The sequence below is a fragment of the Streptococcus sp. CL6.22 genome, from assembly GCF_049738055.1.
Taxonomy (GTDB): Bacteria; Bacillota; Bacilli; order Lactobacillales; family Streptococcaceae; genus Streptococcus; species Streptococcus mitis_DJ.
The window spans coordinates 105,610-130,052 of the sequence record NZ_JBKOTV010000002.1 but is presented as its reverse complement, the minus strand read 5'-3'; the positions used below and the strand labels follow the sequence as shown (position 1 = coordinate 130,052).

26 protein-coding genes and 2 pseudogenes are annotated in these 24,443 nt (G+C 37.1%); 23 read left to right on the top strand and 5 right to left on the bottom strand.

Annotated features, from left to right (window positions below; all coding sequences use genetic code 11):
* The first annotated feature begins 5 nt into the window (after positions 1–5).
* The gene (locus tag ACLNCW_RS01660) at positions 6–1,745 is read left to right on the top strand and encodes a S8 family peptidase (protein ID WP_424845255.1); all 1,740 of its coding nucleotides are present in this window, start codon (positions 6–8) and stop codon (positions 1,743–1,745) included.
* Between the two features lie 113 nt (positions 1,746–1,858).
* Here the strand turns inward: ACLNCW_RS01660 and ACLNCW_RS01655 are convergent.
* A pseudogene (locus ACLNCW_RS01655) lies at positions 1,859–3,125 on the bottom strand (transposase).
* Between the two features lie 1,386 nt (positions 3,126–4,511).
* On the opposite strand from ACLNCW_RS01655, the gene ACLNCW_RS01650 reads away from it, so the two are divergent.
* The 5 genes from ACLNCW_RS01650 (at position 4,512) to ACLNCW_RS01630 (ending at position 8,478) form a co-directional block, all read left to right on the top strand.
* Entirely contained in the window at positions 4,512–4,733 is a 222-nt protein-coding gene (locus ACLNCW_RS01650) for a helix-turn-helix domain-containing protein (RefSeq protein ID WP_424845254.1), read from the top strand.
* A 305-nt stretch (positions 4,734–5,038) separates the two neighbouring features.
* Positions 5,039–5,308, top strand: a complete 270-nt coding sequence (locus tag ACLNCW_RS01645) for a DUF3173 family protein (protein ID WP_000450956.1) — start codon at positions 5,039–5,041, stop codon at positions 5,306–5,308.
* A complete protein-coding gene (locus ACLNCW_RS01640; RefSeq protein ID WP_424845253.1) occupies positions 5,280–6,467 on the top strand; it encodes a tyrosine-type recombinase/integrase in 1,188 nt (395 codons plus the stop codon). The genes ACLNCW_RS01645 and ACLNCW_RS01640 overlap by 29 nt, the downstream gene beginning before the upstream one ends.
* Before the next feature lie 345 nt (positions 6,468–6,812).
* On the top strand, positions 6,813–7,817 hold the full coding sequence (locus ACLNCW_RS01635) for an NADP-dependent oxidoreductase (protein ID WP_020903208.1): 1,005 nt from the start codon (positions 6,813–6,815) through the stop codon (positions 7,815–7,817).
* A gap of 16 nt (positions 7,818–7,833) precedes the next feature.
* Positions 7,834–8,478, top strand: coding sequence for a TetR/AcrR family transcriptional regulator (locus tag ACLNCW_RS01630; protein WP_020903209.1), 645 nt, complete (start codon positions 7,834–7,836; stop codon positions 8,476–8,478).
* A gap of 94 nt (positions 8,479–8,572) precedes the next feature.
* Here ACLNCW_RS01630 and gdhA read toward each other — a convergent pair whose 3' ends face one another.
* Positions 8,573–9,919, bottom strand: a complete 1,347-nt coding sequence (gene gdhA, locus ACLNCW_RS01625; protein WP_424845252.1) for an NADP-specific glutamate dehydrogenase — start codon at positions 9,917–9,919, stop codon at positions 8,573–8,575.
* 240 nt (positions 9,920–10,159) lie between these two features.
* Here gdhA and ACLNCW_RS01620 point away from each other — a divergent pair, with 240 nt between their 5' ends.
* From ACLNCW_RS01620 to ACLNCW_RS01590, 7 genes are all read left to right on the top strand, one after another.
* Positions 10,160–11,095: a dihydroorotate oxidase gene (locus tag ACLNCW_RS01620; protein ID WP_125455144.1), complete on the top strand. Its 936-nt coding sequence runs from the start codon at positions 10,160–10,162 to the stop codon at positions 11,093–11,095.
* Positions 11,096–11,126: 31 nt separating this feature from the next.
* Positions 11,127–12,164 carry a DNA polymerase III subunit delta gene (holA, locus tag ACLNCW_RS01615; protein WP_125455143.1) on the top strand — a complete coding sequence of 346 codons (1,038 nt, stop codon included), beginning with the start codon at positions 11,127–11,129 and terminating at the stop codon, positions 12,162–12,164.
* A 414-nt stretch (positions 12,165–12,578) separates the two neighbouring features.
* A complete protein-coding gene (gene sodA, locus ACLNCW_RS01610; RefSeq protein ID WP_173876013.1) occupies positions 12,579–13,184 on the top strand; it encodes a superoxide dismutase SodA in 606 nt (201 codons plus the stop codon).
* A gap of 156 nt (positions 13,185–13,340) precedes the next feature.
* A complete protein-coding gene (locus ACLNCW_RS01605; RefSeq protein ID WP_261085059.1) occupies positions 13,341–13,871 on the top strand; it encodes a YutD family protein in 531 nt (176 codons plus the stop codon).
* 20 nt (positions 13,872–13,891) lie between these two features.
* The gene (gene rlmN / locus ACLNCW_RS01600; protein ID WP_000804760.1) at positions 13,892–14,977 is read left to right on the top strand and encodes a 23S rRNA (adenine(2503)-C(2))-methyltransferase RlmN; all 1,086 of its coding nucleotides are present in this window, start codon (positions 13,892–13,894) and stop codon (positions 14,975–14,977) included.
* The gene (locus ACLNCW_RS01595; RefSeq protein ID WP_424845251.1) at positions 14,977–15,459 is read left to right on the top strand and encodes a VanZ family protein; all 483 of its coding nucleotides are present in this window, start codon (positions 14,977–14,979) and stop codon (positions 15,457–15,459) included. The genes rlmN and ACLNCW_RS01595 overlap by 1 nt, the downstream gene beginning before the upstream one ends.
* A 1-nt stretch (position 15,460) precedes the next feature.
* A complete protein-coding gene (locus ACLNCW_RS01590; RefSeq protein ID WP_424845250.1) occupies positions 15,461–17,002 on the top strand; it encodes an ABC-F family ATP-binding cassette domain-containing protein in 1,542 nt (513 codons plus the stop codon).
* 54 nt (positions 17,003–17,056) lie between these two features.
* On the opposite strand, the gene ACLNCW_RS01585 is transcribed toward ACLNCW_RS01590, so the two are convergent.
* Together ACLNCW_RS01585 and ACLNCW_RS01580 are read right to left on the bottom strand one after the other, a co-directional pair.
* Positions 17,057–17,860 (bottom strand): peptidylprolyl isomerase, encoded by an 804-nt coding sequence (locus ACLNCW_RS01585; RefSeq protein WP_424845249.1) that lies wholly within the window; start codon positions 17,858–17,860, stop codon positions 17,057–17,059.
* Between the two features lie 152 nt (positions 17,861–18,012).
* Positions 18,013–18,213, bottom strand: a pseudogene (locus ACLNCW_RS01580) (hypothetical protein).
* Between the two features lie 176 nt (positions 18,214–18,389).
* Between ACLNCW_RS01580 and rpsP the strand changes: the two are divergent.
* The 9 genes from rpsP (at position 18,390) to ACLNCW_RS01535 (ending at position 23,761) form a co-directional block, all read left to right on the top strand.
* Entirely contained in the window at positions 18,390–18,662 is a 273-nt protein-coding gene (gene rpsP / locus ACLNCW_RS01575) for a 30S ribosomal protein S16 (protein ID WP_000268760.1), read from the top strand.
* Between the two features lie 19 nt (positions 18,663–18,681).
* A complete protein-coding gene (gene kphA, locus ACLNCW_RS01570) occupies positions 18,682–18,921 on the top strand; it encodes an RNA-binding protein KphA (RefSeq protein WP_000379617.1) in 240 nt (79 codons plus the stop codon).
* Between the two features lie 121 nt (positions 18,922–19,042).
* Complete coding sequence (locus ACLNCW_RS01565) at positions 19,043–19,228, top strand: hypothetical protein (RefSeq protein WP_424845248.1); 186 nt, start codon at positions 19,043–19,045, stop codon at positions 19,226–19,228.
* A 129-nt stretch (positions 19,229–19,357) separates the two neighbouring features.
* Positions 19,358–20,260, top strand: a complete 903-nt coding sequence (locus ACLNCW_RS01560) for a DMT family transporter (protein ID WP_424845247.1) — start codon at positions 19,358–19,360, stop codon at positions 20,258–20,260.
* A gap of 149 nt (positions 20,261–20,409) precedes the next feature.
* Positions 20,410–21,267, top strand: coding sequence for an alpha/beta fold hydrolase (locus ACLNCW_RS01555; protein ID WP_296174887.1), 858 nt, complete (start codon positions 20,410–20,412; stop codon positions 21,265–21,267).
* 97 nt (positions 21,268–21,364) lie between these two features.
* Positions 21,365–22,153: an alpha/beta hydrolase gene (locus ACLNCW_RS01550; protein ID WP_261035614.1), complete on the top strand. Its 789-nt coding sequence runs from the start codon at positions 21,365–21,367 to the stop codon at positions 22,151–22,153.
* Positions 22,154–22,183: 30 nt separating this feature from the next.
* Entirely contained in the window at positions 22,184–22,702 is a 519-nt protein-coding gene (gene rimM / locus ACLNCW_RS01545; RefSeq protein WP_084926481.1) for a ribosome maturation factor RimM, read from the top strand.
* On the top strand, positions 22,692–23,411 hold the full coding sequence (gene trmD / locus ACLNCW_RS01540; protein WP_000686915.1) for a tRNA (guanosine(37)-N1)-methyltransferase TrmD: 720 nt from the start codon (positions 22,692–22,694) through the stop codon (positions 23,409–23,411). The genes rimM and trmD overlap by 11 nt, the downstream gene beginning before the upstream one ends.
* Positions 23,412–23,422: 11 nt before the next feature.
* A complete protein-coding gene (locus tag ACLNCW_RS01535) occupies positions 23,423–23,761 on the top strand; it encodes an ATP cone domain-containing protein (RefSeq protein WP_001196040.1) in 339 nt (112 codons plus the stop codon).
* Between the two features lie 30 nt (positions 23,762–23,791).
* On the opposite strand, the gene ACLNCW_RS01530 is transcribed toward ACLNCW_RS01535, so the two are convergent.
* Positions 23,792–24,112: a hypothetical protein gene (locus tag ACLNCW_RS01530; RefSeq protein WP_001216096.1), complete on the bottom strand. Its 321-nt coding sequence runs from the start codon at positions 24,110–24,112 to the stop codon at positions 23,792–23,794.
* A 98-nt stretch (positions 24,113–24,210) separates the two neighbouring features.
* Between ACLNCW_RS01530 and ACLNCW_RS01525 the strand changes: the two genes are divergently transcribed.
* Positions 24,211–24,426, top strand: coding sequence for a YdbC family protein (locus ACLNCW_RS01525; protein WP_000807437.1), 216 nt, complete (start codon positions 24,211–24,213; stop codon positions 24,424–24,426).
* Positions 24,427–24,443 lie beyond the last annotated feature (17 nt).

Genomic DNA, 24,443 nt, shown 5'->3' with positions numbered 1-24,443 from the left:
AATTTATGAAGATTATGAAAAAAAAATATTGGACTTTAGCGATATTATTCTTTTGTTTGTTCAATAATTCTGTTACTGCTCAAGAAATACCTAAAAATCTTGATGGCAATATAACTCACACTCAGACTAGCGAAAGTTTTTCTGAATCTGATGAAAAACAGGTTGACTATTCTAATAAAAATCAAGAAGAAGTAGACCAAAATAAATTTCGTATTCAAATCGATAAGACAGAATTATTTGTAACAACAGATAAACATTTAGAAAAAAACTGTTGTAAATTGGAACTTGAACCACAAATAAATAACGATATTGTTAACTCTGAAAGTAATAATTTACTAGGCGAAGATAATTTATATAATAAAATTAAGGAAAATGTTTCTCATCTAGATAATAGAGGAGGAAATATAGAGCATGACAAAGATAACTTAGAATCGTCGATTGTAAGAAAATATGAATGGGATATAGATAAAGTTACTGGTGGAGGCGAAAGTTATAAATTATATTCTAAAAGTAATTCTAAAGTTTCAATTGCTATTTTAGATTCAGGAGTCGATTTACAAAATACTGGATTACTGAAAAATCTTTCAAATCACTCAAAAAACTATGTCCCCAATAAAGGATATTTAGGAAAAGAGGAGGGAGAGGAAGGAATAATATCAGATATTCAAGATAGATTAGGTCATGGTACGGCTGTTGTAGCTCAAATTGTAGGGGATGACAATATTAATGGAGTAAATCCTCACGTTAATATTAACGTCTATAGAATATTTGGTAAGTCGTCAGCTAGTCCAGATTGGATTGTAAAAGCAATTTTTGATGCTGTAGATGATGGCAATGATATTATCAATCTTAGTACTGGACAATATTTAATGATTGATGGAGAATATGAGGATGGAACGAATGATTTTGAAACATTTTTGAAGTATAAAAAGGCTATTGATTACGCGAATCAAAAAGGAGTAATTATAGTAGCTGCATTAGGGAATGACTCGCTAAATGTATCAAATCAGTCAGATTTATTGAAACTTATTAGTTCACGCAAAAAAGTAAGAAAACCTGGATTAGTAGTTGATGTTCCAAGTTATTTCTCATCTACAATTTCGGTCGGAGGCATAGATCGCTTAGGTAATTTATCAGATTTTAGCAATAGAGGGGATTCTGATGCAATATATGCACCTGCAGGCTCAACATTGTCTCTTTCAGAATTAGGACTTAATAACTTTATTAATGCAGAAAAATATAAAGAAGATTGGATTTTTTCGGCAACACTAGGAGGATATACGTATCTTTATGGAAACTCATTTGCTGCTCCTAAAGTTTCTGGTGCGATTGCAATGATTATTGATAAATACAAATTAAAAGCTCAACCATATAATTATATGTTTGTAAAAAAAATTCTGGAAGAAACATTACCAGTAAAAAATGGTATAAAAGTGTTAAATATACCAAACGTATTGAAATATGATTTGAATATGCTACAATCAGAATATAAAAATGAACAAAGTTGGGATAGTTTCATAGATAATGTTAATTTAATTGAGTTGGAAAAGAGAATTCAAACTACTATTGAAATTAAACAAATAAACACACGTAATATTATTACTATTGCCCGAGAAGAGTACTCTCAAAATTATTTACCTAACACTTCAGAAAATACATATAATTCATTACAAGTCAGTTTAGTTGGAGTATTACTACTTTTTATAAGTATGGTAAATATTTTATGGGCTCAAAAAAGTAAATGAAAATAAAATTTGGAGCTTTCTGAAAAAGTAAGTCCTACAGTTCAACTAAAATGAGTCAAAAGAGGAATCTATCTCATAAGTCTCTTTGTCAACTGTAGTGGGTTGAAGAAAAGCTAAGACCTAGAAAGGACAAATTTCGTCCTTTCTTTTTTGATGTTCAGAGCGATAAAAATTCGTTTTTTGAAGTTTTCAAAGTTTCGAAAACCAAAGTCATTTCGCTTGATAAGTTCGATAAGATTATTGGTCGTTTCCAATTTGGTGTTAGAATAGGGTAGTAGAAGGTCATTGACAATCTTCTCTTTATCTTTCAGAAATTTTTTAAAGACAGTCTGAAATAGAGGATGAACCTGCTTTAGATTGTCCTCAATGAGTTTAAAGAATTTCTCTGGTTCCTTATTTTGAAAGTGAAAAAGCAAGAGCTGATACAGCTGATAGTGGTGTTTTAAGTCTTCTGAACAGCTCAAAAGCTTGTCTAGGATTTTTTATTGGTTAAGTGCATACGAAAAGTAGAACGATAAGAACATTTATCGCTGAGTTTCCGACTATCTTGTTGAATGATCTTCCGGTAGCGCTTGATAGCCTTGTATTCATGGGATTTTCGATCCAATTGATTCATGATTTGGGTACGCACACGACTCATAGCACGGCTTAGATGTTAGAGTAAAACAGTCCAGTGGACTGTTTTAGCCTGAGCCTAGAAATTAGAAAGCGAAGCTGTTTAGCCAAGACATAATAAGGATTAAACATATCCATAGTAATGATTTTCACCTTACATCGAAATGCTCTATCGTAGCGAAGAAAGTGATTTCGGATGACAGCTTGTGTCCTGCCTTCAAGAACAGTGATGATGTTGAGATTATCAAAATCTTGTGCAATGAAACTCATCTTTCCCTTGGTAAAGGCGTACTCGTCCCAGGACATAATCTTTGGTAGACGAGAAAAATCATGCTTAAAACGGAAGTCATTGAGCTTGCGAATAACAGTTGAGGTTGAGATGGAAAGTTGATGAGCAATGTCGGTCATAGAAGTCTTTCCAATCAACTTTTGAGCAATCTTTTGATTGATGATACGAGGGATTTGGTGATTTTTCTTGACGAGGGAAGTTTCAGCGACAGCCGTTTTTGAGCACTGATAGCACTTAAAACGCCGTTTTTTAAGGAGAATTCTAGTAGGCATACCAGTTGTCTCAAGGTAAGGAATTTTCGCCGTTTTTTGAAAGTCATATTTCTTCATTAGACTTCCACAACAAGGGCAAGATGGGGCATCTTAGTCTAGTTTAGTGATGATTTCTTTGTGGGTATCCCTATTAATGACATCAATAATTTGTATATTAGGGTCTTTAATGTCTAGTAATTTTGTGATAAAATGTAATTGTTCCATATGAATCTTTCTAATGAGTTGTTTTGTCGCTTTTTATTATAGGTCATATGGGACTTTTTTCTATAACAAAATAGACTCCATAATATTCATAGGGGATTTACCCACTACATATATTATAGAGCCTTTAATCCTTTCAAGCTGTTTGAGTCAACTCAAGCAGCTTTTTCGAGTACTTATACCCATTAATTTTTCTAGGCTTTCGTTAAATATTTTTGTACTATCCTCTATAAAATCTTATTTCAATTCTTTGAGTGAATTTGCTTTTGAAATGAAGTCACGTAAAGGAGTGATGAAGTTCTCATCGAATGTATGACCATAGGATGAATAGGTACGGGCAAAATAAATTTTTAATACCTCTTATTTAATCGAGTAAAGAAAACTCGATTTCATTATCAGTAGTAATGATTTGATTACATACCGTTTCTTGCGTTATGACACATCTTGATTGACATATTCTACCTTCTTATCTAAGAGTTTACTTGAGATAGCATAGCAAGTTTGTCACTCTCCTGAGATCAGAATAGAAGGTTCACTGACCGTATTTTAAGCAATAACAGAATCTAGTTCACAATATCAGAAACGTATCCAATTATTAATTTCTTCTGCTCCATCATAAATTTTTATCTCCTAGTTGTTTTTAGGAGATATAGTCTTAGTAGATTTATTAAAAAGTTGTACAACACTGGGTAATTCAATAAACTTTTCTTGATGCATATAGTTATAAAACATCTTGGTTAAAGAAACAACTGAATCAAAATGTTGGAATTTATAAGTGTGAACGAAAGTTTTCAAACTATCTCCCCTTGGTTTTTCTTTCATCGCTTATGTGAATTCTGTCAGAAAGTCAGGCTAAATCTTATTTAGTTTATAAGTAATAGCTAACTTCTATAGAATGATAATGCAAATTCTAGATTGGATTTGCATAATACTGTTATCAGTATATCTTCTATCAATTGATTTGTTTCACCTGTGTTACAGAATCTTGATTAGTTTTACAAGTAAAAATAGAACGGTTTCTATCCTAACGACGAGCAGTCTAAGCTGTTTTTTTCCTTTGTTTAAATAAAACTAAAATTTAGTATTGTTCAGCTTCTGAGAAGTGCTTGTATGATTGATTTGTGAACATTTTTCTATAATTTTGTAATATTTTTGAGACTATAATATAACAGATAAACATGTCTTTTGTGTTTCACTTTATTTTACAATAAGACTAATTTTTGAATATCAGTAATTTTAAATAGTTGATAAAATCTTTGCTCTCAGACGGTTAATAGATATGCTTATGAGAAGTGTTTAATAAATTAATTTTAGTTCCAAATGTCCAATTTGGACACTTTGAATGATTTCTTAGTTTTATATATTATACTTTTCTCAGGAGAAAGCTAGATGTACAGACGTTTAAGAGATTTGAGGGAAGATCACGATTTGACCCAAAAACAAATAGCTAAAATACTTTCGTTTACAAACTCAGCTTATGCTAAAATTGAACGAGGTGAGCATACGTTAACAGCAGATGTATTGGTAACTCTCTCAAGCTTTTACGATGTCAGTACAGACTATCTATTGGGATTGACAGATTTTCCTGATAAAATTCGCTTTAGAAAATAATCTCCTCAATTTCATAGAGTGTGAAAATGAAGAGATTTTTTTATTTGTTCTTTGACAATTGAATAGTCCAAAATGGTACTTTCCTCATTTGTGGAGCAGATTTGCATGGCTCGCCATGATAAGAGCGATTTTAAAACCATCAATAAAATAGAGCGATACTTTATATGCCATGATACAAATGATATACAATGATACTTCTGACCGTTCAGGCTGCCACCGTAAAAGAGCAGCAAGTGAAATTCTTATGATGACTTCATCAGTCATGCCATGGAGGTAAAAAATCTAAGAAAGGAAGTAGTAAAATCATGGAAACAGTAAACTATAAAGATTTAGTTGCGATTGGTTTTCCAGAGCACACATCGAGAAATATTATTAGACAAGCAAAAAAGATTGCTGTAAAAAAGTTTGAAGAAGCTAGAAAAAATGATAAGAATGCGGTACAATTAGGATGTTCACCTTTCGATAATAAAAGGTTAGGCATTGCTCCTAAAAATATTGTAGAAAATTTAATTGGTATTTCTTTTTCAGATATAGAAGGTGAGAAAAATGGTTATATCAAAGACAAAGAAATATAAAGGTGTATACAAAGATTCAAAAGGAAAAATTTATTTTCAAATTGAATTAGGAGTTGATCCAATAACTGGGAAAAGAATTCAAAAGAAAGGAAGGAAAAATCAACAGGGACTACCGTTTAATTCTTTTAAGGAAGCATATGAAGAGATACTTCGTTTAAAACATGAATTTATGAACTCTACTATTAATAATAGTTTTCTAACTTTTAGAGAGTTTATGGAAGAGATTTATTTAAAATATTATCAACAAAAAGTTCAATTTGTAACTTATCAGACCGCTTTACCACACCATCAGTTATTTATTAAGCAATTTGGTAGTAAAAAATTATCAGATATTAGTACTATTGACTGTGAAAGATTTCGCTTAGCTATTATAGACAAGTATTCTAGTAACTATGCTAAAAATATGTGGTCTAGATTTAAAGCATGTCTGGGCTATGCAGAAAGATTGGGTTATATTGATAGAGTTCCTTTTAAAGGATTAGATAATCCTAGAGGAAAGCACCCTGATACAAAATTTTGGACTTTTGATGAATTTAAGAAAGTAATAAACTCTTTTGATATTAGTGAGTATGAGGGCTTCCATAATTATATGACGATCTGGTTATATTTTATGACTGGTTTAAGAGTTAGTGAGGGTATTGCTCTTAAATGGGAAGATATTAATTTTGAACGTAAATGGGTTCATGTTCATTCAACGATTGAAAAAGATAAAAACGGTGTATGGTATGCTAAACAGCAAACAAAGACAGTAGCAGGGGATCGTAAAATTGATTTAGATGATTTTACGATTACAATACTTAAAAAATGGCGGGAAGTTCAAATCAAGAATGATGATAAAGATTATGTAATATCACGTTTTGGTACCCCCTTGTGTAAGTCTACAATTTCTAGGATAATAAAAAGGCACGCTAAGATTACTGGTGTACCAGAAATTACGGGGAAAGGATTAAGACATAGTCATGCATCTTACCTTATAAATGTGTTACATAAGGATACTTTATATGTTTCATATCGATTAGGACACGCTGATAAGTCAACCACGTTGAATACATATAGTCACTGGTATTATTCAGGTGATTCAACAATTTCAGAAGAGATTACAAACAGTTTAGATAATCTTGGATTATCAATTTACCTACCAAATTCCTGCCAAAGTTGAAAATGGAGGAATTAACCCACTAATACTGGGCGGAAATAAGATTAGCAAGTTGTTACTCTTAAATAATAGAGTAACTACATTAGTAGCTTAAAAACATGATTAAACCGCTATTCTTAGGAGTAGCGGTTTTTATTTTTTTATTACATGGGGCAAAAAAGGGAAAGGAATCTTTAAAAGTGAGGAGAGTTAGATTGAAAGAATCATATTGGTAAATCGAAATGATAGATATTTGTATCATGTCATAAATCGTTATCAAACGATAATATTGATTTTCTTACAAATTAAGAGTATAATTTATAAAAATGAGTGTTCACTCAATTTTTGTGAAATTAAGGAGTAAAGAAAATGGTTGTTGAAGCAATAGAGTACAGTCGTTTCGGTAACGAAGAGGTCTTGGATTTGCTGAAGATAGACTCTACAGCCTTGGAGGTAAATCAGGTGAGAGTAGAAGTTCATGCTGTTGGTTTAAATCCTATTGATTATAAAACTTTTGAGGGAGCGAAACCCCTTCGATTTCTATCTTTTATAACGAAATTAAGGAAACCAAGTCGTTGGTTTGAATCTAAATCATCTTTATTTCCAAGAGGTGTGGGGAGAGATTTTTCTGGAGATATTACAGAAGTTGGAAATGAAGTAACTAGGTTTTCAGTAGGAGATAAGGTGTTTGGAACAATGATTAGCGATCCTGGTTTGGGAACTAATAGGGGAGCTTTAGCAACAGAAATTTGTGTCAATGAATCAGAAATTGTATTGAAACCAGAGATGATCGACATGACTCACGCAGCTACTATGGGAGTAGCTGCTCTAACTGTGGGTGGGGCTTTTAGAAGAATCGGTTTAAATTCAAGAGATACTGTTGTTATTTCAGCTGCAGCAGGAGGTATTGGAAGTATTGCAGTACAGTATGCAGTTGCTAAGGGGGCGACAGTGATTGGAATAGCAAGTAAGAAAAATGCAGAGTATCTGAAGTCTTTAGGTGCTATACCAGTAAGTTACGAAGAGAATATCAAGAAGGCTCTTCTATCAGCTAGTCCAACGCCTATTACAAAATTTTTGGATTGTTATGGATCTGATTATGTTAGATTGGCTTTTAGTTTAGGCTTGAAGGGGACAGCTATTGGGACATTAGTACCTTCACCCTATGTTATGATAAAAGGTGCTCAGTTTACTGGTCCGAGACATTCCACATATGATGATTTTAGCACTTTAGCTGAAATGGTCTCAGACGGGAAGATTCAGCTGAAAATTGATCAAGTGTATGACTTTTCTCTAAAGTCAGTTAGAGAAGCCTATCGTAGTCTGAAAATGGGACACAGTCGAGGCAAAAAAGTCGTAAAAGTAAGAGAGTAGAAGAGAGGTGCTAGCGATGGAAAGTTTAGAACAAAAGTATGCTCAGACGTTAGAAGTTAGCAACTTGAGCTTGAAACAACGTCGAGTATTATTATCAAGCTTAAAATTATTCTCAGAAATTGGATTTGAGAATACAACGTCCAGCCTTATTGCCGAACGCGCTGGAGTGTCAGAAGGAACTGTTTTTAGTTACTTTAAAACAAAGGAAGGTATTTTAGAAGTCATTTTATCTACTTTTCTAGAACAGGTTATTCCAGAAGTAATTGCGGATTTCTCAGAAAAAAAATTCACAGTAGATCAAGAAAATTTTCCCTTCTTTTTAAAAAGTATTGTTCGAGATAGGCTCTTTTTCATTCAGGAGAATCAAATGCATGTTAAAATTCTCTTGGGGCGTTCTTTTATTGATAAAAATCTTTCTATCCAGTTAGGAAATATTATTGTTCAATCTATAATAGAACCAATTAGCCCTGTTTTAAATCAATTTAAAGAAAAAGGACTTATTCTAAATTGGTCAAATGAAAGAATTGTTCGATACATTTTAGCATTGAGTTTTTCTTATCTTATTCCCATGATGTTGAATGATGAAGAAACTATAAACATAGATGAAGCAGTTGATGAGATTGTTGAATGTTTGTCATCTGCCCTAATGAAAGTAAAATAAATTCTGATGTTAAAACTCACTGTTAATGGTGAGTTTTTTTGGATTCAACATAAAAATCCCCAATCGTAGCGATTGAGGATTAAGCAAATGAATCTTAAACAATACCTTGTGCAATCATAGCGTTTGCTACATTTTCAAAGGCAGCAATGTTAGCTCCTGCAAGGTAGTCTTTATCAAGACCGTATGTTTCTGAAGTTGTTTTAGCTGTATTGAAGATGTTTGTCATGATGTCTTTGAGACGTCCATCAACTTCTTCACGAGTCCATGAGAGGCGAAGGCTATTTTGGCTCATTTCAAGAGCTGAAACGGCTACACCACCAGCGTTGGCAGCTTTGGCAGGTCCGTAGAAGATACCATTTTCTTTGTAGACTTTGATGGCATCAAGGTCGCTTGGCATGTTGGCACCTTCAGATACACAGATAACGCCTTGAGCAACCAAACGTTTAGCTGCTTCACCGTTGATTTCGTTTTGAGTCGCACATGGAAGAGCGATGTCATAGTTTCCAGCGTAAGTCCATACAGAACCTTCATGATAAGTAGCAGTTGCTTTCTCAGCTGCATACTCAGTCAAACGAGCGCGACGTTTTTCTTTAACGTCAACCAAAAGATCGAAGTCGATACCATTTTCATCGATGACATAACCATTTGAGTCAGATACAGAGATAACAGTTGCACCAAGTTCAGTCGCTTTTTGAAGAGCGTATTGAGCAACGTTACCAGAACCTGAAATAACAACTTTCTTACCAGCAAAGCTGTTACCGTTAGCTTTAAGCATTTCTTCAGTATAGTAAACCAAACCGTAACCAGTTGCTTCTGGACGAATCAAGCTACCACCAAATCCAAGAGGTTTACCAGTCAAGACACCAGCATCAAATTGGTTAAGGCGTTTGTATTGACCGTAAAGGTAACCAATTTCACGTCCACCAACACCGATATCACCAGCAGGTACGTCAAGTGATGGGCCGATGTATTTTTGCAATTCAGTCATGAAGCTTTGGCAGAAGCGCATCACTTCAGCATCTGTTTTACCTTTAGGATCGAAGTCTGATCCACCTTTACCTCCACCGATAGGAAGTCCAGTCAAGACATTTTTGAAGATTTGTTCAAATCCGAGGAATTTCAAGATCCCTTGGTTTACAGTTGGGTGGAAACGAAGTCCGCCTTTGTATGGTCCAACAGCTGAGTTGAATTGAACACGGTAACCACGGTTTACTTGAACTTTTCCATCACGGTCAATCCAAGGAACACGGAAAGAAATCACGCGCTCTGGTTCAGTAATACGTGCCAAGATATTTTCTTCGATATACTCAGGGTGTTTTTCAAATACAGGTTCCAAAGTGTTGAAAAATTCTTCAACAGCTTGGAGGAACTCAGCCTCGTGCCCGTTACGAGCTTTTACAGTTTCAAACACGCTTTGGATATATTCTTTAGCAGATGTCATATCGTTCTCCTTAAATTCTAATTTAATTATGTGAGTCATTATAGCAGAATTTTTTTTTACTGTAAAGAAAAAAACAGAAATTTTCTAAAAATTCTATCAATTTAGTTTTGACATTTAGTTTTGAGGCTTTTTGGAAATAGATAAAAAACGAACGTTTTTCTTATAAATGCCTTTCTTAAAGAGAAAATCTGAAAATGTGGTATAATATTAGCAATAAAAGGAATCTGGAGGATCAGAATCATGGTATCAACGAAAACGCAAATTGCTGGTTTTGAGTTTGACAATTGTTTGATGAATGCAGCAGGTGTGGCTTGTATGACGATAGCAGAGTTAGAGGGCGTTAAAAACTCAGCGGCAGGAACTTTTGTGACTAAGACAGCAACCTTGGACTTTCGTCAGGGGAATCCTGAGCCACGCTATCAAGATGTTCCACTTGGTTCTATCAACTCTATGGGCTTGCCAAATAATGGCTTAGACTATTATTTGGATTATCTTTTGGATTTGCAAGAAAAAGAGCCAAACCGAACTTTCTTCCTATCTCTAGTCGGCATGTCTCCAGAGGAAACCCATACTATCTTGAAAAAAGTCCAAGAGAGTGATTTTCGTGGTCTGACTGAGCTAAACCTCTCCTGTCCAAATGTTCCAGGAAAACCTCAGATTGCCTATGATTTTGAGACAACAGACCGGATTTTGGCAGAGGTATTTGCCTACTTCACAAAGCCTCTTGGAATTAAATTGCCACCATATTTTGACATTGTTCACTTTGACCAAGCGGCAGCTATTTTCAATAAGTATCCTCTTAAGTTTGTCAACTGCGTCAACTCAATCGGAAACGGCCTTTATATAGAAGATGAGTCTGTTGTTATCCGTCCTAAAAATGGTTTTGGGGGCATTGGTGGGGAGTATATTAAACCAACTGCTCTAGCTAATGTTCATGCTTTCTACCAACGCTTAAATCCTCAAATCCAAATTATCGGAACAGGTGGCGTTCTGACTGGTCGAGATGCCTTTGAACATATCCTCTGTGGAGCAAGTATGGTGCAGGTGGGAACCACCCTTCACAAAGAAGGAGTTGGTGCTTTTGACCGCATTACCAATGAACTAAAAGAAATCATGTCGGAAAAAGGGTACGAGAGCCTAGAAGATTTCCGTGGGAAATTACGCTATATTGATTAAATTCATTAAAAATCAGAAGAAAGGAGAGAAGATGCTAGCCATTGAAGAAAGTCAGAAATTGACTTTATCAAATTTACCTAGTCTGAGCCTATTTACAGGGACAGACCAGGGTCAGTTTGAAGTGATGAAGAGTCAAGTGTTGAAACAGATTGGTTATGATTCTGCTGACCTCAACTTTGCCTACTTTGATATGAAAGAAGTGGTCTACAAGGATGTGGAACTGGAGTTGGTCAGCCTTCCTTTCTTTGCGGATGAGAAAATCGTGATATTGGATCATTTTGTCGATATCACGACTGCTAAAAAGCGCTTTTTGACAGATGATGAGCTCAAGTCGTTCGAAGAATACCTTGATAACCCTTCACCAACAACCAAGTTGTTAATCTTTGCAGAAGGAAAGCTGGATAGTAAAAGACGGCTGGTAAAATTACTTAAGCGTGATGCCAAGGTCTTTGATGCAGTAGAAGCAAAAGAACAAGAATTGCGCCAGTATTTCCAAAAGTGGAGCCAGAAACAAGGTCTGCAGTTTGCCAATCATTCTTTTGAAAATCTTCTCGTCAAGTCTGGTTTCCAATTTAGTGAAATCCAGAAAAATCTCCTCTTTTTACAGTCCTATAAGGAAGACTCTGTTATCGAGGAAGAGGATATTGTTAACGCAATTCCCAAGACCTTGCAGGACAATATTTTTGATTTAACTCAGTTTATTCTGACTAAAAAGATGGACCAGGCGCGCGATTTGGTTAGAGACTTGACCTTGCAAGGAGAAGATGAAATCAAGTTGATTGCAGTCATGCTAGGACAATTTCGGACTTTTACTCAGGTGAAGATTTTGTCGGAGTCTGGGCAAACAGAATCGCAGATTGCAAGTAGTCTAGGAAGTTTTCTCGGACGCAATCCAAATCCCTATCAAATCAAGTTTGCGCTGAGGGATGCTCGAGGACTTTCCTTGAGCTTTTTGAAGCAAGCTATTTCTTATTTGATTGAGACAGACTATCAGATTAAGACAGGTCTTTATGAAAAGAGTTTCCTTTTTGAAAAGGCACTCTTACAGATTGCTAGTCAGGTAAACTGATATTTTTTTGAAACTACAACCCGCGTCAGGATTATCTTGTCGTGGGTTTCTTAGTGATTTACTTATTTTATACTCAATGAAAATCAAAGAGCAAACTAGGAGGCTAGCCGCAGGTTGCTCAAAGCACTGCTTTGAGGTTGTAAATAAGACTGACGAAGTCAGCTCAAAACATGTTTTTGCGGTTGCGGATGAAACTGACGAAGTCAGCTCAAAACACTGTTTTGAGGTTGTAGATAAGACTGACGAAGTCAGTAACATATCTACGGCAAGGCGAAGTTGACGCGGTTTGAAGAGATTTTCGAAGAGTATTATTAGAAAGTATTTCAGTGATTTCTTCATCTATAAGCAAAAAACTTGAAAAAAGTGAATGTTTGCGTTATCATTTTCATATAGAAAGAAAAAGAGGTATTACAGATGGCTATTATCTTACCAGATCTTCCATATGCATACGACGCTTTGGAACCATACATCGATGCGGAAACAATGCACTTGCACCATGACAAACACCATCAAACTTATGTCAACAATGCTAATGCAGCTCTTGAAAAACACCCTGAAATCGGTGAAGATCTTGAAGCCTTGCTTGCTGATGTAGAATCTATCCCAGCTGATATCCGTCAAGCACTTATCAACAACGGTGGTGGACACTTGAACCACGCTCTTTTCTGGGAATTGATGACTCCTGAAAAAACAGCTCCATCAGCAGAACTTGCAGTAGCAATCGATGCAACATTTGGTTCATTTGAAGAATTCCAAGCAGCCTTCACTGCAGCAGCAACAACTCGTTTTGGTTCTGGCTGGGCATGGTTGGTTGTCAACAAAGAAGGGAAACTTGAAGTGACTTCAACAGCAAACCAAGACACACCAATCTCAGAAGGCAAAAAACCAATCTTGGGCTTGGACGTTTGGGAACATGCTTACTACGTGAAATACCGCAACGTGCGTCCTGACTACATCAAAGCTTTCTTCTCAGTGATCAACTGGAACAAAGTAGATGAATTGTACACAGCTGCTAAATAATGATAGTTGGAGGGAAGAATTGTTCTTCTCTTTTTAAGGTTATATTATTTTGGTCTGACAAAATCGTCAGACTTTTTTCATTTTTATGAGAAACGTGCTAACTGCTAGAAATTATGGTAGAATAAAGTATTAAGTAATCGTGAAAAAAGGATATCTATGCGAAAAGAAATTGCACCTGAATTATACAACTATAACAAGTTTCCTGGTCCTGAGTTTCATTTACATGGGGACAAGGTCGAAACGGAAGGGATAGCTTTTTCCTTGGTGGAAAATATCAAGGATGCCTTTGATGTGACGGCTTTTAATCAGCGTTTTTCAGAAGTCTTAACCAAGTTTGATTATATCGTGGGAGATTGGAGCAACGAACAGCTTCGCCTACGAGGTTTTTACAAGGATGACCGAACAGAAGAAAAACTTGAAAAAATCAGTCGTTTACAAGACTACCTTTTAGAGTATTGTAGTTATGGTTGTGCTTATTTTGTCTTAGAAAATGAAGCCCCTAAGCGAGCATCGTTTGACAAGAAAATGCGTAAGAAGGAAGAAGAAACACCTTCTAAAAAAGGAAAGAAACCGGCTCAAACAAAACGAAAACCGAATGCAGATAAGAAAAATAGACGTCGTCAGAAAGACCAGCATTCTCAGAAAGTGGACAAGGGGCAACGTCATTTTGTCATTCGTCAGAAGTGAGTAGAGAATAAGGAGAAGAAATGAAACCGTCAATTTATAGTTTAACACGTCAAACCATGCAGGAGTGGGTTTTGGAGCAGGGAGAAAAGAAATTCCGTGCAGACCAAATCTGGGAATGGCTTTACCGTAAACGTGTCCAGTCATTTGAAGAGATGACCAACCTTTCCAAGGATTTGATTGCTAAGCTCAATGACCAATTTGTGGTCAATCCCTTGAAACAGCGTATCGTTCAAGAGTCTGCTGATGGTACCGTTAAATATCTTTTTGAATTGCCTGATGGTATGTTGATTGAGACAGTACTCATGCGTCAACACTATGGTTTGTCAGTCTGTGTGACCACTCAGGTCGGCTGTAATATCGGTTGTACCTTCTGTGCTTCTGGTTTGATTAAGAAACAACGTGACCTCAATAACGGTGAAATCGTAGCACAAATCATGCTGGTTCAGAAATACTTTGATGAGCGTGGTCAGGACGAACGCGTCAGCCATATCGTTGTCATGGGTATCGGTGAGCCCTTTGATAACTACAACAATGTCTTGAATTTCGTCCGTACCATCAATGATGACAAGGGAATGGCTATCGGTGCTCGTCACATTACGGTTTCAACCTCAGGTTTGGCCCATAAAATTCGTGATTTTGCTAATGAAGGAGTTCAGGTCAATCTTGCCGTTTCCCTTCACGCACCTAACAATGAGTTGCGTTCAAGCATCATGAAGATTAACCGTGCCTTTCCGATTGAAAAACTCTTTGCTGCTATTGAGTACTATATCGAAACAACCAATCGTCGTGTAACCTTTGAGTATATCATGCTCAATGAAGTAAATGACGGTGTAGAACAAGCCTTAGAATTGGCTGAATTGCTCAAGAACATCAAGAAATTGTCTTATGTCAACTTGATTCCTTATAACCCAGTTAGTGAGCATGACCAATATAGCCGTAGTCCTAAAGAGCGCGTCCTGGCCTTCTATGATACGCTTAAGAAAAAAGGGGTCAACTGTGTTGTTCGTCAAGAGCATGGTACAGATATTGATGCAGCTTGTGGACAATTGCGCTCTAACACAATGAAACGTGACCGCCAGAAAGCAGTCGCAGCAGTCAATCCTTAATGATGAAGAAAACTTATAATCATATTTTGGTTTGGGGAGTCATTTTCTATAGCATTTGTATCGTCTATTTTTGCTTTACTCCTCAAGAACATTCTCCCGTGGGAGTGGAAACTCCAGGTATTCAGCATCTTGGACGCCTGGTTTTTCTTTTGACTCCTTTCAATTCTCTCTGGAAACTGGGCGAAGTGAGTGATGTAGGACAATTATTTTGGATTTTTTTACAAAATATCCTCAATGTCTTCTTGCTTTTTCCTCTTGTTTTCCAACTCCTTTATCTCCTTCCAAACTTGCGGAAAACAAAAAAGGTGCTACTTTTTAGCTTTCTAGTGAGTCTTGGAATTGAGTGTACGCAGTTAGTCTTGGACTTTGTCTTTGATTTTAATCGCGTCTTTGAGATTGATGATTTGTGGACCAATACTTTGGGTGGCTATCTGGCTTGGCTACTTTATAAACGATTACATAAAAACAAGATAAGGAATTAATATGAGTATTTTAGAAGTTAAAAATCTGAGTCATGGTTTTGGTGACCGTGCAATTTTTGAAGATGTGTCCTTCCGTCTCCTCAAGGGAGAACATATCGGTCTGGTCGGTGCCAATGGTGAAGGGAAATCAACCTTTATGAGTATCGTGACTGGTAAAATGCTGTCAGATGAAGGGAAGGTTGAATGGTCCAAATATGTGACTGCTGGTTACTTGGATCAGCACTCTGTCCTTGCTGAAGGACAGTCGGTACGTGATGTTCTCCGTACAGCTTTTGATGAGCTTTTCAAAGCGGAAGCTCGTATCAATGACCTTTATATGGAAATGGCTGAAGACGGAGCGGATGTTGATGCTCTCATGGAAGAAGTGGGAGAACTTCAAGACCGTTTGGAGAGTCGTGATTTCTATACCTTGGATGCTAAGATTGACGAAGTAGCGCGTGCCCTTGGTGTTATGGACTTTGGCATGGATACAGATGTAACCTCTTTGTCAGGTGGGCAAAGAACCAAGGTACTTTTGGCTAAACTCCTCCTTGAAAAGCCTGATATCTTGCTGTTGGACGAGCCGACCAACTACTTGGATGCTGAGCATATTGATTGGCTCAAGCGCTATCTCCAAAACTATGAGAATGCCTTTGTCCTTATTTCACACGATATTCCATTCCTAAATGACGTTATCAATATTGTTTACCATGTGGAAAATCAACAGCTGACGCGTTATTCTGGTGACTACTACCAGTTCCAAGAAGTCTATGCTATGAAAAAATCTCAGCTAGAGGCAGCCTACGAACGTCAGCAGAAAGAAATTGCAGACCTTAAGGACTTTGTTGCCCGAAACAAAGCGCGTGTTGCAACACGAAACATGGCCATGTCCCGTCAGAAGAAATTGGATAAGATGGATATTATCGAACTGCAAAGTGAGAAACCAAAGCCATCCTTTGATTTCAAACCAGCTCGTACACCAGGGCGCTTTATCTTTCAAGCCAAGGATTTGCAAATTGGTTACGACCGTCCTCTGACCAAGCCCTTAAACCTAACCTTTGAGCGCAATCAAAAGGTTGCTATTATCGGGGCAAATGGTATCGGGAAAACAACTCTCTTGAAGTCTCTCTTAGGCATTATTCCGCCAATCGCTGGGGAAGTGGAACGCGGTGACTACCTAGAACTTGGTTATTTTGAGCAGGAAGTAGAAGGTGGCAATCGTCAAACACCACTAGAGGCTGTCTGGAATGCCTTTCCAGCTCTCAACCAAGCAGAAGTCCGCGCAGCCCTTGCCCGTTGTGGTTTGACAACAAAGCATATTGAAAGTCAAATTCAGGTCTTGTCAGGTGGGGAACAAGCCAAGGTTCGTTTCTGTCTCTTGATGAATCGTGAAAACAACGTTTTAGTGCTGGACGAGCCAACCAACCACCTGGATGTGGATGCCAAGGATGAACTCAAACGTGCTCTTAAAGAATACAAAGGGTCTATCCTTATGGTCTGTCACGAACCAGACTTCTATGAAGGCTGGATGGACCAAATATGGGATTTTAATAATTTAACTTAAGAATGAGAGTAAAAGAAATACAGTACCGAATGTGGATACTGTATTTTTTGGTTTTTAAGATTTAAAATCGTAGTCTTTCACCACTTCGATGCTATCAATAGTAATAGCAGTAGTTGGTTTGTCTTTCTCATCTTTTTCGACTTTAGCAATTTTATCTACAACATCCATACCGTCAATCACTTGACCAAAGACTGGGTGTTTGCCATCTAGACTAGGGTTTCCCCCTTCTTTATAGGCTTCGATGATTTTCTTTGGATACTTGCTTGTAGGGAGTTTAGCAGAGGTATCTGTAGAGTTTTGGTTGATGAAGAACTGGCTGCCATTGGTGTTTGGTTGACCAGTATTAGCCATAGAAAGAGCACCACGGATGTTATAGAGATAAGGAGTAATCTCGTTTTTGAAACCAGTTCCCTTGTCTTTAGTCTTATCCTTGTCATGCCAGATGGACTGCCCACCTGTACCGTCCCCTTTTGGATCTCCAGTTTGAACCATGAAGCCATCGATGACACGGTGGAAGGTAATGCCGTTATAGTAGCCTTCTTTGGCGTGAGTGAGGAAGTTTTCAACCGCTAAAGGAGCGAGTTTAGGGAAGAGCTTAATACGAATATCACCTTTGCTTGTGTGGAGAATCACTTCAGCCTCGTCTTCAGCAACTTCTTTAGATAGTTGTGGGAAATTGGCGTTTTCGTTTGTCAAAGCATCATTTAACTCCTTGGCAGATTGGGCAGCTGCTTTGGAGCTTTCCTCAGCGGCCAAGCTAGAATCTACATAGTCATCACCACGCAAACTACGTTGGATGCTGCTACATCCAGCTAGGGCTATAGTGGATAGTAAAAGAAGGGTTGCTAGTTTTTTCATTCTATTCCTCTCAAAAATTCATTTCTACCATTGTACCTTAAAAGGAAGTGGATTTCAAATATTAGTGACAAGACAGTTTAAGAGGAAGCCAACCATAAAATCGCTTGATTAGAGGTATCAATACCATAAGTGTACTCGAAGTATTTTGGGAACTAGGTTTCGGTGGTAAAAGTACCAAACTGGATTCTCCATAGTAGAATGATATCACCTGCAAGCAAATCATCTGCTCATAAGTCCATATTTCGTTTGGGAACGGGCTTAGGATTTAGGAGCCAAGTATTCAAATCTCGTTCAGGCGATATGAAGGGTTTGACTTGGTGGTCTTTATAAAATGTTTCTAAAAAAGGATTCATGACATTCTCTTTCTGATTTTTCTTTAAAAATATAACAAATTTCTAAAAGGTTTAAAAATTTTATAGTCTGTCAAGTTTTTTTCTTGACACCTGCTAGAAATCTGCTATAATAGAACATGTGCTAAATAGCTCAGCTATTTCACCGAAATAAAAAAATAAGAAAAGAGAATTTAAAAATGGCAGTTAAAATCCGTTTGACTCGTATGGGTTCTAAGAAAAAACCTTTCTACCGTATCAACGTAGCAGATTCACGTTCACCACGTGACGGACGTTTCATCGAAACAGTTGGAACTTACAACCCACTTGTTGCTGAAAACCAAGTAACTTTGAAAGAAGACCGCGTTCTTGCATGGTTGGCTGATGGAGCTCAACCTTCAGATACAGTTCGCAACATCCTTTCAAAAGAAGGTGTATTGAAGAAATTCCACGATTCTAAATTCTCAAAATAAGTTTAAAGTAGGTTGACAGATGGATACGATTGAAAATCTCATTATTGCGATTGTGAAACCCTTGATTTCACAACCAGATGCCTTAACTATCAAGATTGAAGATACACCAGAGTTTTTGGAATATCATTTGGATCTTGATCAAAGTGATGTGGGTCGTGTAATCGGTCGTAAGGGTCGCACTATTTCTGCGATAAGAACGATTGTCTACTCTGTCCCAACTGAAGACAAAAAAGTAAGAATCGTTATTGACGAAAAATAAGAAGGGCGGGACGAATGTCTCGCTTTTTTTGTGTGGAGAAGTGTAAAATAGCATCCATCAAATATCAGCATGAACGAGATTTGGAAGGATTTTTGAAGGGGGACCTCTAAGACAATAATAAATGATTTTTACTAATAAAGAAGGTATTAGTAAATATAAGAAAGAGAAAGCAAGGAAAATGGTGGATTATGCTATCAAAGTAAGGAATTTCCAAGAGGTAGACAAGCTAGAACTTGTGAGACAAGAACGAGAAAAGCAGATTAGACTTGTAGAGTCTTTTTTAGTCAATGAACTAGATAAACGGTGATAGTAGGCATAAAATACTAATCCTAGAAATAGCATCTAGGATTCTACTATGCTACAATGGAAAGACAGTCTCAAAGAATTCTAGTCAATCAATCTTTAGAATAGCTATTTTTAAAAGGAGTAACAGTCTATGAACGAGAAAAGAAAAGCTTACCTAGCAGCCTTATCCTTTTCAGCCATCATTGGATTTTCTTTTTTATTTACTAAGATTGCTTTAGGCTATGCCAGTCCTCTCACAAACTTAGCGCATCGCTATACAATCGCAGCTTTAGTAATGGTTGTTTTACATCAAATCAAACTTATCAGAGTGAGTTTAAGTAGAAAAGATATTCTTTCTATTCTTCCTATGAGTCTTTTCTATCCGCTTTTCTTTTTTATTTTTCAATCCTTTGCTTTACAGTATATATCGTCTTCTGAAGCTGGAATTTTACAGGCTCTTGTCCCGATTTTTACGCTCCTTTTAGCATCGGCCTTTCTCAAAGAAAAGACAAGCTTGCTTCAAAAGTTCTTTTTATTTTTATCCGTAGCAGGAGTTGTTTTCATCTTCCTTAGTAAGGGAGCTAACTTTGGTACTGAGACTGCTAGCTTTGGCTTTCTCTTGATGTTGGGATCTGTTCTCGCCAATGCAATAAACAATATCCTCAGCAAGGCTAAAGGAGGTCGCTATCGGGCCATGGATATGACAGCTGTTGTGATATTTGTTGGCTTCGTCACTTTTAATACGCTGAGTCTGACCTCGCACTATCTAGATGGCAACATATTAGCCTACGTTGCACCTCTCGGACAGCTTCCTTATCTGTTTTCCATCCTTTATTTGGGAATTTTAGCCTCTATCGTTACTGGTAGTCTCTCTATCTATGCAATTGTTCGACTTGGAGCATCAACCGTCAGTGTCTTTGGTAATCTTGGAACAGTTTTGACCATTCTAGCAGGAGCTCTTATCCTCCACGAACCAATTTATAGCTACCATGTGATAGGAGCCACTATGATTATTGCTGGAATTTTAGGCATGAATCTGATGAGAAAAAAGTAAAGATTGCATAGCAGTCTTTTTCTTAATCTAAATGATACAGAAAATTCAAAAATTTTAATGAAATTAAGTTTAGAAAACGATGATTTTAATATAGCATGATAAAATAGATAAAAAGAATGACACTAGGATAAAGAGGAGAGAGTGTAATAATGAAGCAAAATGATATAGCTGAAGCTATTGCTTTTTATAACAGAAAACCTGATACTTTGGTACGTCACGTTATACCAGTCGTAGATTGTGATTTGGTTGTTTATCATCGTCATGGAAATACAAATAAAGGCCACATTATTTTTTATCATGGAGCTTGTGGCCGTAGTCAGATGTGGGCCCACCAGTATGGTGCCTTTGAAGGATTTGACCTCTACTTTGTCAATGTTAGAGGACAGGGTGAATCACCTATGAAAGTTGGCCTACCCGACTTAGAAGGTGCTGTTCAAGATGTAGATGCTATTTTGTCCTATTTCCAGTTGGATAAGGTGATATTGGTTGGTCATTCTTGGGGAGGAAATCCACTTCAAGAGTATACCTATCGCCATCCAGAAAGAGTTCTAGCCTTGGTCATGGTAGATAGTTGGGGACAGCATCGTTACCTATCAGATAAAGAGAGAAATCGCATAAAATATAGTTCCCTTATGTACAAAACGATTCCTTGGAAGTTGATTGCAGATAAGAACTCAAAAATGTGTAGTGATAACTCTATCACAAGAGAATTAGTCAAGACGGCCATTATAGAAACTGGGAGAGATGTTTTTTTGAACCTTGGAATCACAGGTTTTTTGGCTGTCCATGAGATAGAAGGTTATCATGGCAATCCTCCTATGCTATTAGTAAGAGGCGAAAATGATTTTCCCAAACACCTAAAAATGATCTATGATGGGATCATTGCCTTAAATCCCAATGCGCGTCAAGTAACGATTTCAGATAGTAAACACCAACCAATGAATGATCATCCTGAAGAGTTTAATCAGATAATAGGTGAATTCTTTGAAGAAGTAGTAGCTCTGTAAGATGAGATTTATCCAACTTGAGAAAATCCTTGGAACGTGTTAAAATAAAGGATAAGGATTTTTAATAATTCATTATATAGAACGAGTGGATTTCTCTATGAAGAGGATTGAAGTATCTACAGAAATTGGTAGTCTCTCTGTTACTTATCAAAAGCAAAAGAAAATGCTAGTTTGTTTAAGTGGTGCAGGTTTACTACCAAGTTATGAAAATTTTTCACTTATACTTGAAAAACTTCCTCCTACAATTGGTTATTTGACAATTGATTTTCCGAACACAGGTAGGAGTCCGATTCATGACCAAGCTGGAAAAAATCTAGATAATCTTGCAGATGCGGTTTATAAAGTACTTGAAGAATTAGGGATTTCTGAATATATACTTTGTGTACATAGTTTGAGTGGAATTTTAGCTTGCAAATTGCTCAACAAACCAATTAAGTGTCATGCTTTAGTAGCAATTGAACCGACAACTAAAAACGTCATGTTTGCTGATTTTTCAGAAAATCCTTATCCAGAAATGGAAGAGCAGATGAGGCTGATTGACGAGTGTGGTCCTGAACTTTATTTTAAGAACTTAACTCAAGAGACATTTAGCCCTGAAATTAATAAAGAAATCTGGAAAATAATGCAAGAAAAAGGCTCAGAGTTGGAAAATCAAGATCCAGAATTTCAGATATCTGGAGAGATTACTGAGGAAGATTTTGAGAATTTGTCGATAGAAGCTTATACCCCTGTATTTATTTTTTGTCAGCCTTATAGAGAAAAAGAGTACAGAGAATCAGAATATTGGACTTCCAATACTAAACTCATTTTAGGAGGGAATCACCATTATTTACAATGGTCAGAATCAGAAAAAATTGCGACTATTATTCGAGAATTGTCAGAATAAGATGGAAAGAAATAGACTACAGGAGACAAGATGAACTACTTTAATGTTGGGAAAATCGTCAATACGCAGGGGTTGCAGGGTGAGATGCGAGTCTTGTCTGTGACGGATTTTGCAGAAGAACGGTTTAAAAAAGGGGCTGAGTTGGCCTTGTTTGATGAAAAAGATCAGTTTGTTCAAACAGTGACCATCGCTAGCCACCGTAAACAGAAGAACTTTGACATTATTAAATTCAAAGATATGTACCATATCAACGCTATCGAAAAGTACAAGGGGTACAGTCTCAAGGTCGCTGAGGAAGATTTGAATGACCTAGACGATGGTGAATTTTATTATCATGAGATTATCGGTTTGGAAGTCTATGAGGGAGAGAACCTGATTGGAACCATCAAGGAAATCCTGCAACCAGGTGCCAACGATGTCTGGGTGGTCAAGCGGAAAGGAAAGCGTGATTTATTATTACCTTATATCCCACCAGTGGTTCTCAATGTTGATATTCCTAATAACCGCGTCGATGTGGAAATCTTAGAAGGGTTAGACGATGAAGATTGATATTTTAACCCTCTTTCCAGAGATGTTTTCTCCACTGGAGCACTCAATTGTTGGAAAGGCTCGAGAAAAAGGGCTCTTGGATATCCAGTATCATAATTTTCGAGAAAATGCTGAAAAGGCCCGCCATGTAGACGATGAGCCCTACGGAGGCGGTCAGGGGATGTTGCTACGAGCACAACCTATTTTCGATGCCTTTGATGCTATTGAAAAGAAAAATCCGCGCGTTATTCTCCTCGATCCAGCTGGAAAGCAGTTTGATCAGGCTTATGCTGAGGATTTGGCTCAAGAGGAAGAACTAATCTTTATCTGTGGGCACTATGAGGGTTATGATGAGCGTATTAAGACCTTGGTGACAGATGAGATTTCCTTGGGGGACTATGTCCTGACTGGTGGAGAGTTGGCGGCTATGACCATGATTGATGCTACGGTACGCCTGATTCCAGAAGTGATTGGTAAGGAGTCCAGCCACCAAGATGATAGTTTTTCTTCTGGCCTTCTTGAATATCCTCAGTACACACGTCCCTACGATTATCGAGGTATGGTTGTGCCAGATGTACTGATGAGCGGGCACCATGAAAAAATTCGTCAGTGGCGATTGTACGAGAGTTTAAAGAAAACCTATGAACGCAGACCGGATTTGCTTGAACATTATCAACTGACAGCAGAAGAAGAAAAAATGCTGGCAGAAATCAAAGAAAACAAAGAATAAAGGAGATACCTATGCAAGTAATCAAACGTGATGGAGAAATTGCTGAATTTAATCCAGATAAGATTTACCAAGCTATCTTAAAGGCAGCCCAGACTGTCTATGTCTTGACAGATGATTTGCGTCAAAACCTTGCACAAGTCACTAAGAAAGTGGTTTTGGATTTGGAAGAGGCCAAGGTGGAACGTGCTACCATCAGCATGATTCAGTCTATGGTTGAACATCGTTTACTGGGTGCAGGTTACATTACCATAGCAGAACACTACATTTCCTATCGTCTACAACGTGACTTGGAAAGAAGTGGTTATGGAGATCATATCGCGGTTCATTTACATTTTGAACAAATTCGCTAAGAAAAAAGAGTGGGATGAAGCAACTACATCTCACTCTTTCTTAAATCTATTTTTTTGGGCTGTTTGGACAGTTGAAGGGACAAATCGTAGGCGTTGAATATCGCTTATGCGGATAATACGGGTCACATTTTTAGCAAAATTTTTCACGATAATTTGCTGGCGTTGCTGATCGTATTTGATGATGTCACCTGTAAAACTTGTCTCAGACAAGATAAGGTGAACAGCGGTTTGTTTCTGGATAGCCTCTTCAATAGTGGCTGTAAGGGAGTTGCTTTCAGTCTGGTCTGGTTGGTCATGTCCATTTAAAAAGTCATGTATTTTATCTAGAACTTGCTGGAATTTATGTCTCATAGTGGCCTCCCTTCTTTTATATCAATATTATATAAAATTTTCCTAAAATCTACAAGATTTTACGAATAATCAAATGAAAGCTAAAAAAGGAGAAGAAAATGGCAGAATTTACATTTAAAATCGAAGAGCACTTGTTGACTCTTTCTGAAAACGAAAAAGGTTGGACCAAGGAAATCAACCGTGTGAGCTTTAATGGTGCTCCTGCAAAGTTTGATATTCGTGCTTGGAGTCCAGATCATACTAAAATGGGCAAAGGGATTACTCTTTCCAATGAAGAATTTCAAACAATGGTGGATGCCTTTAAAGGCAACTAAGTTTTCAAAATGAAAGA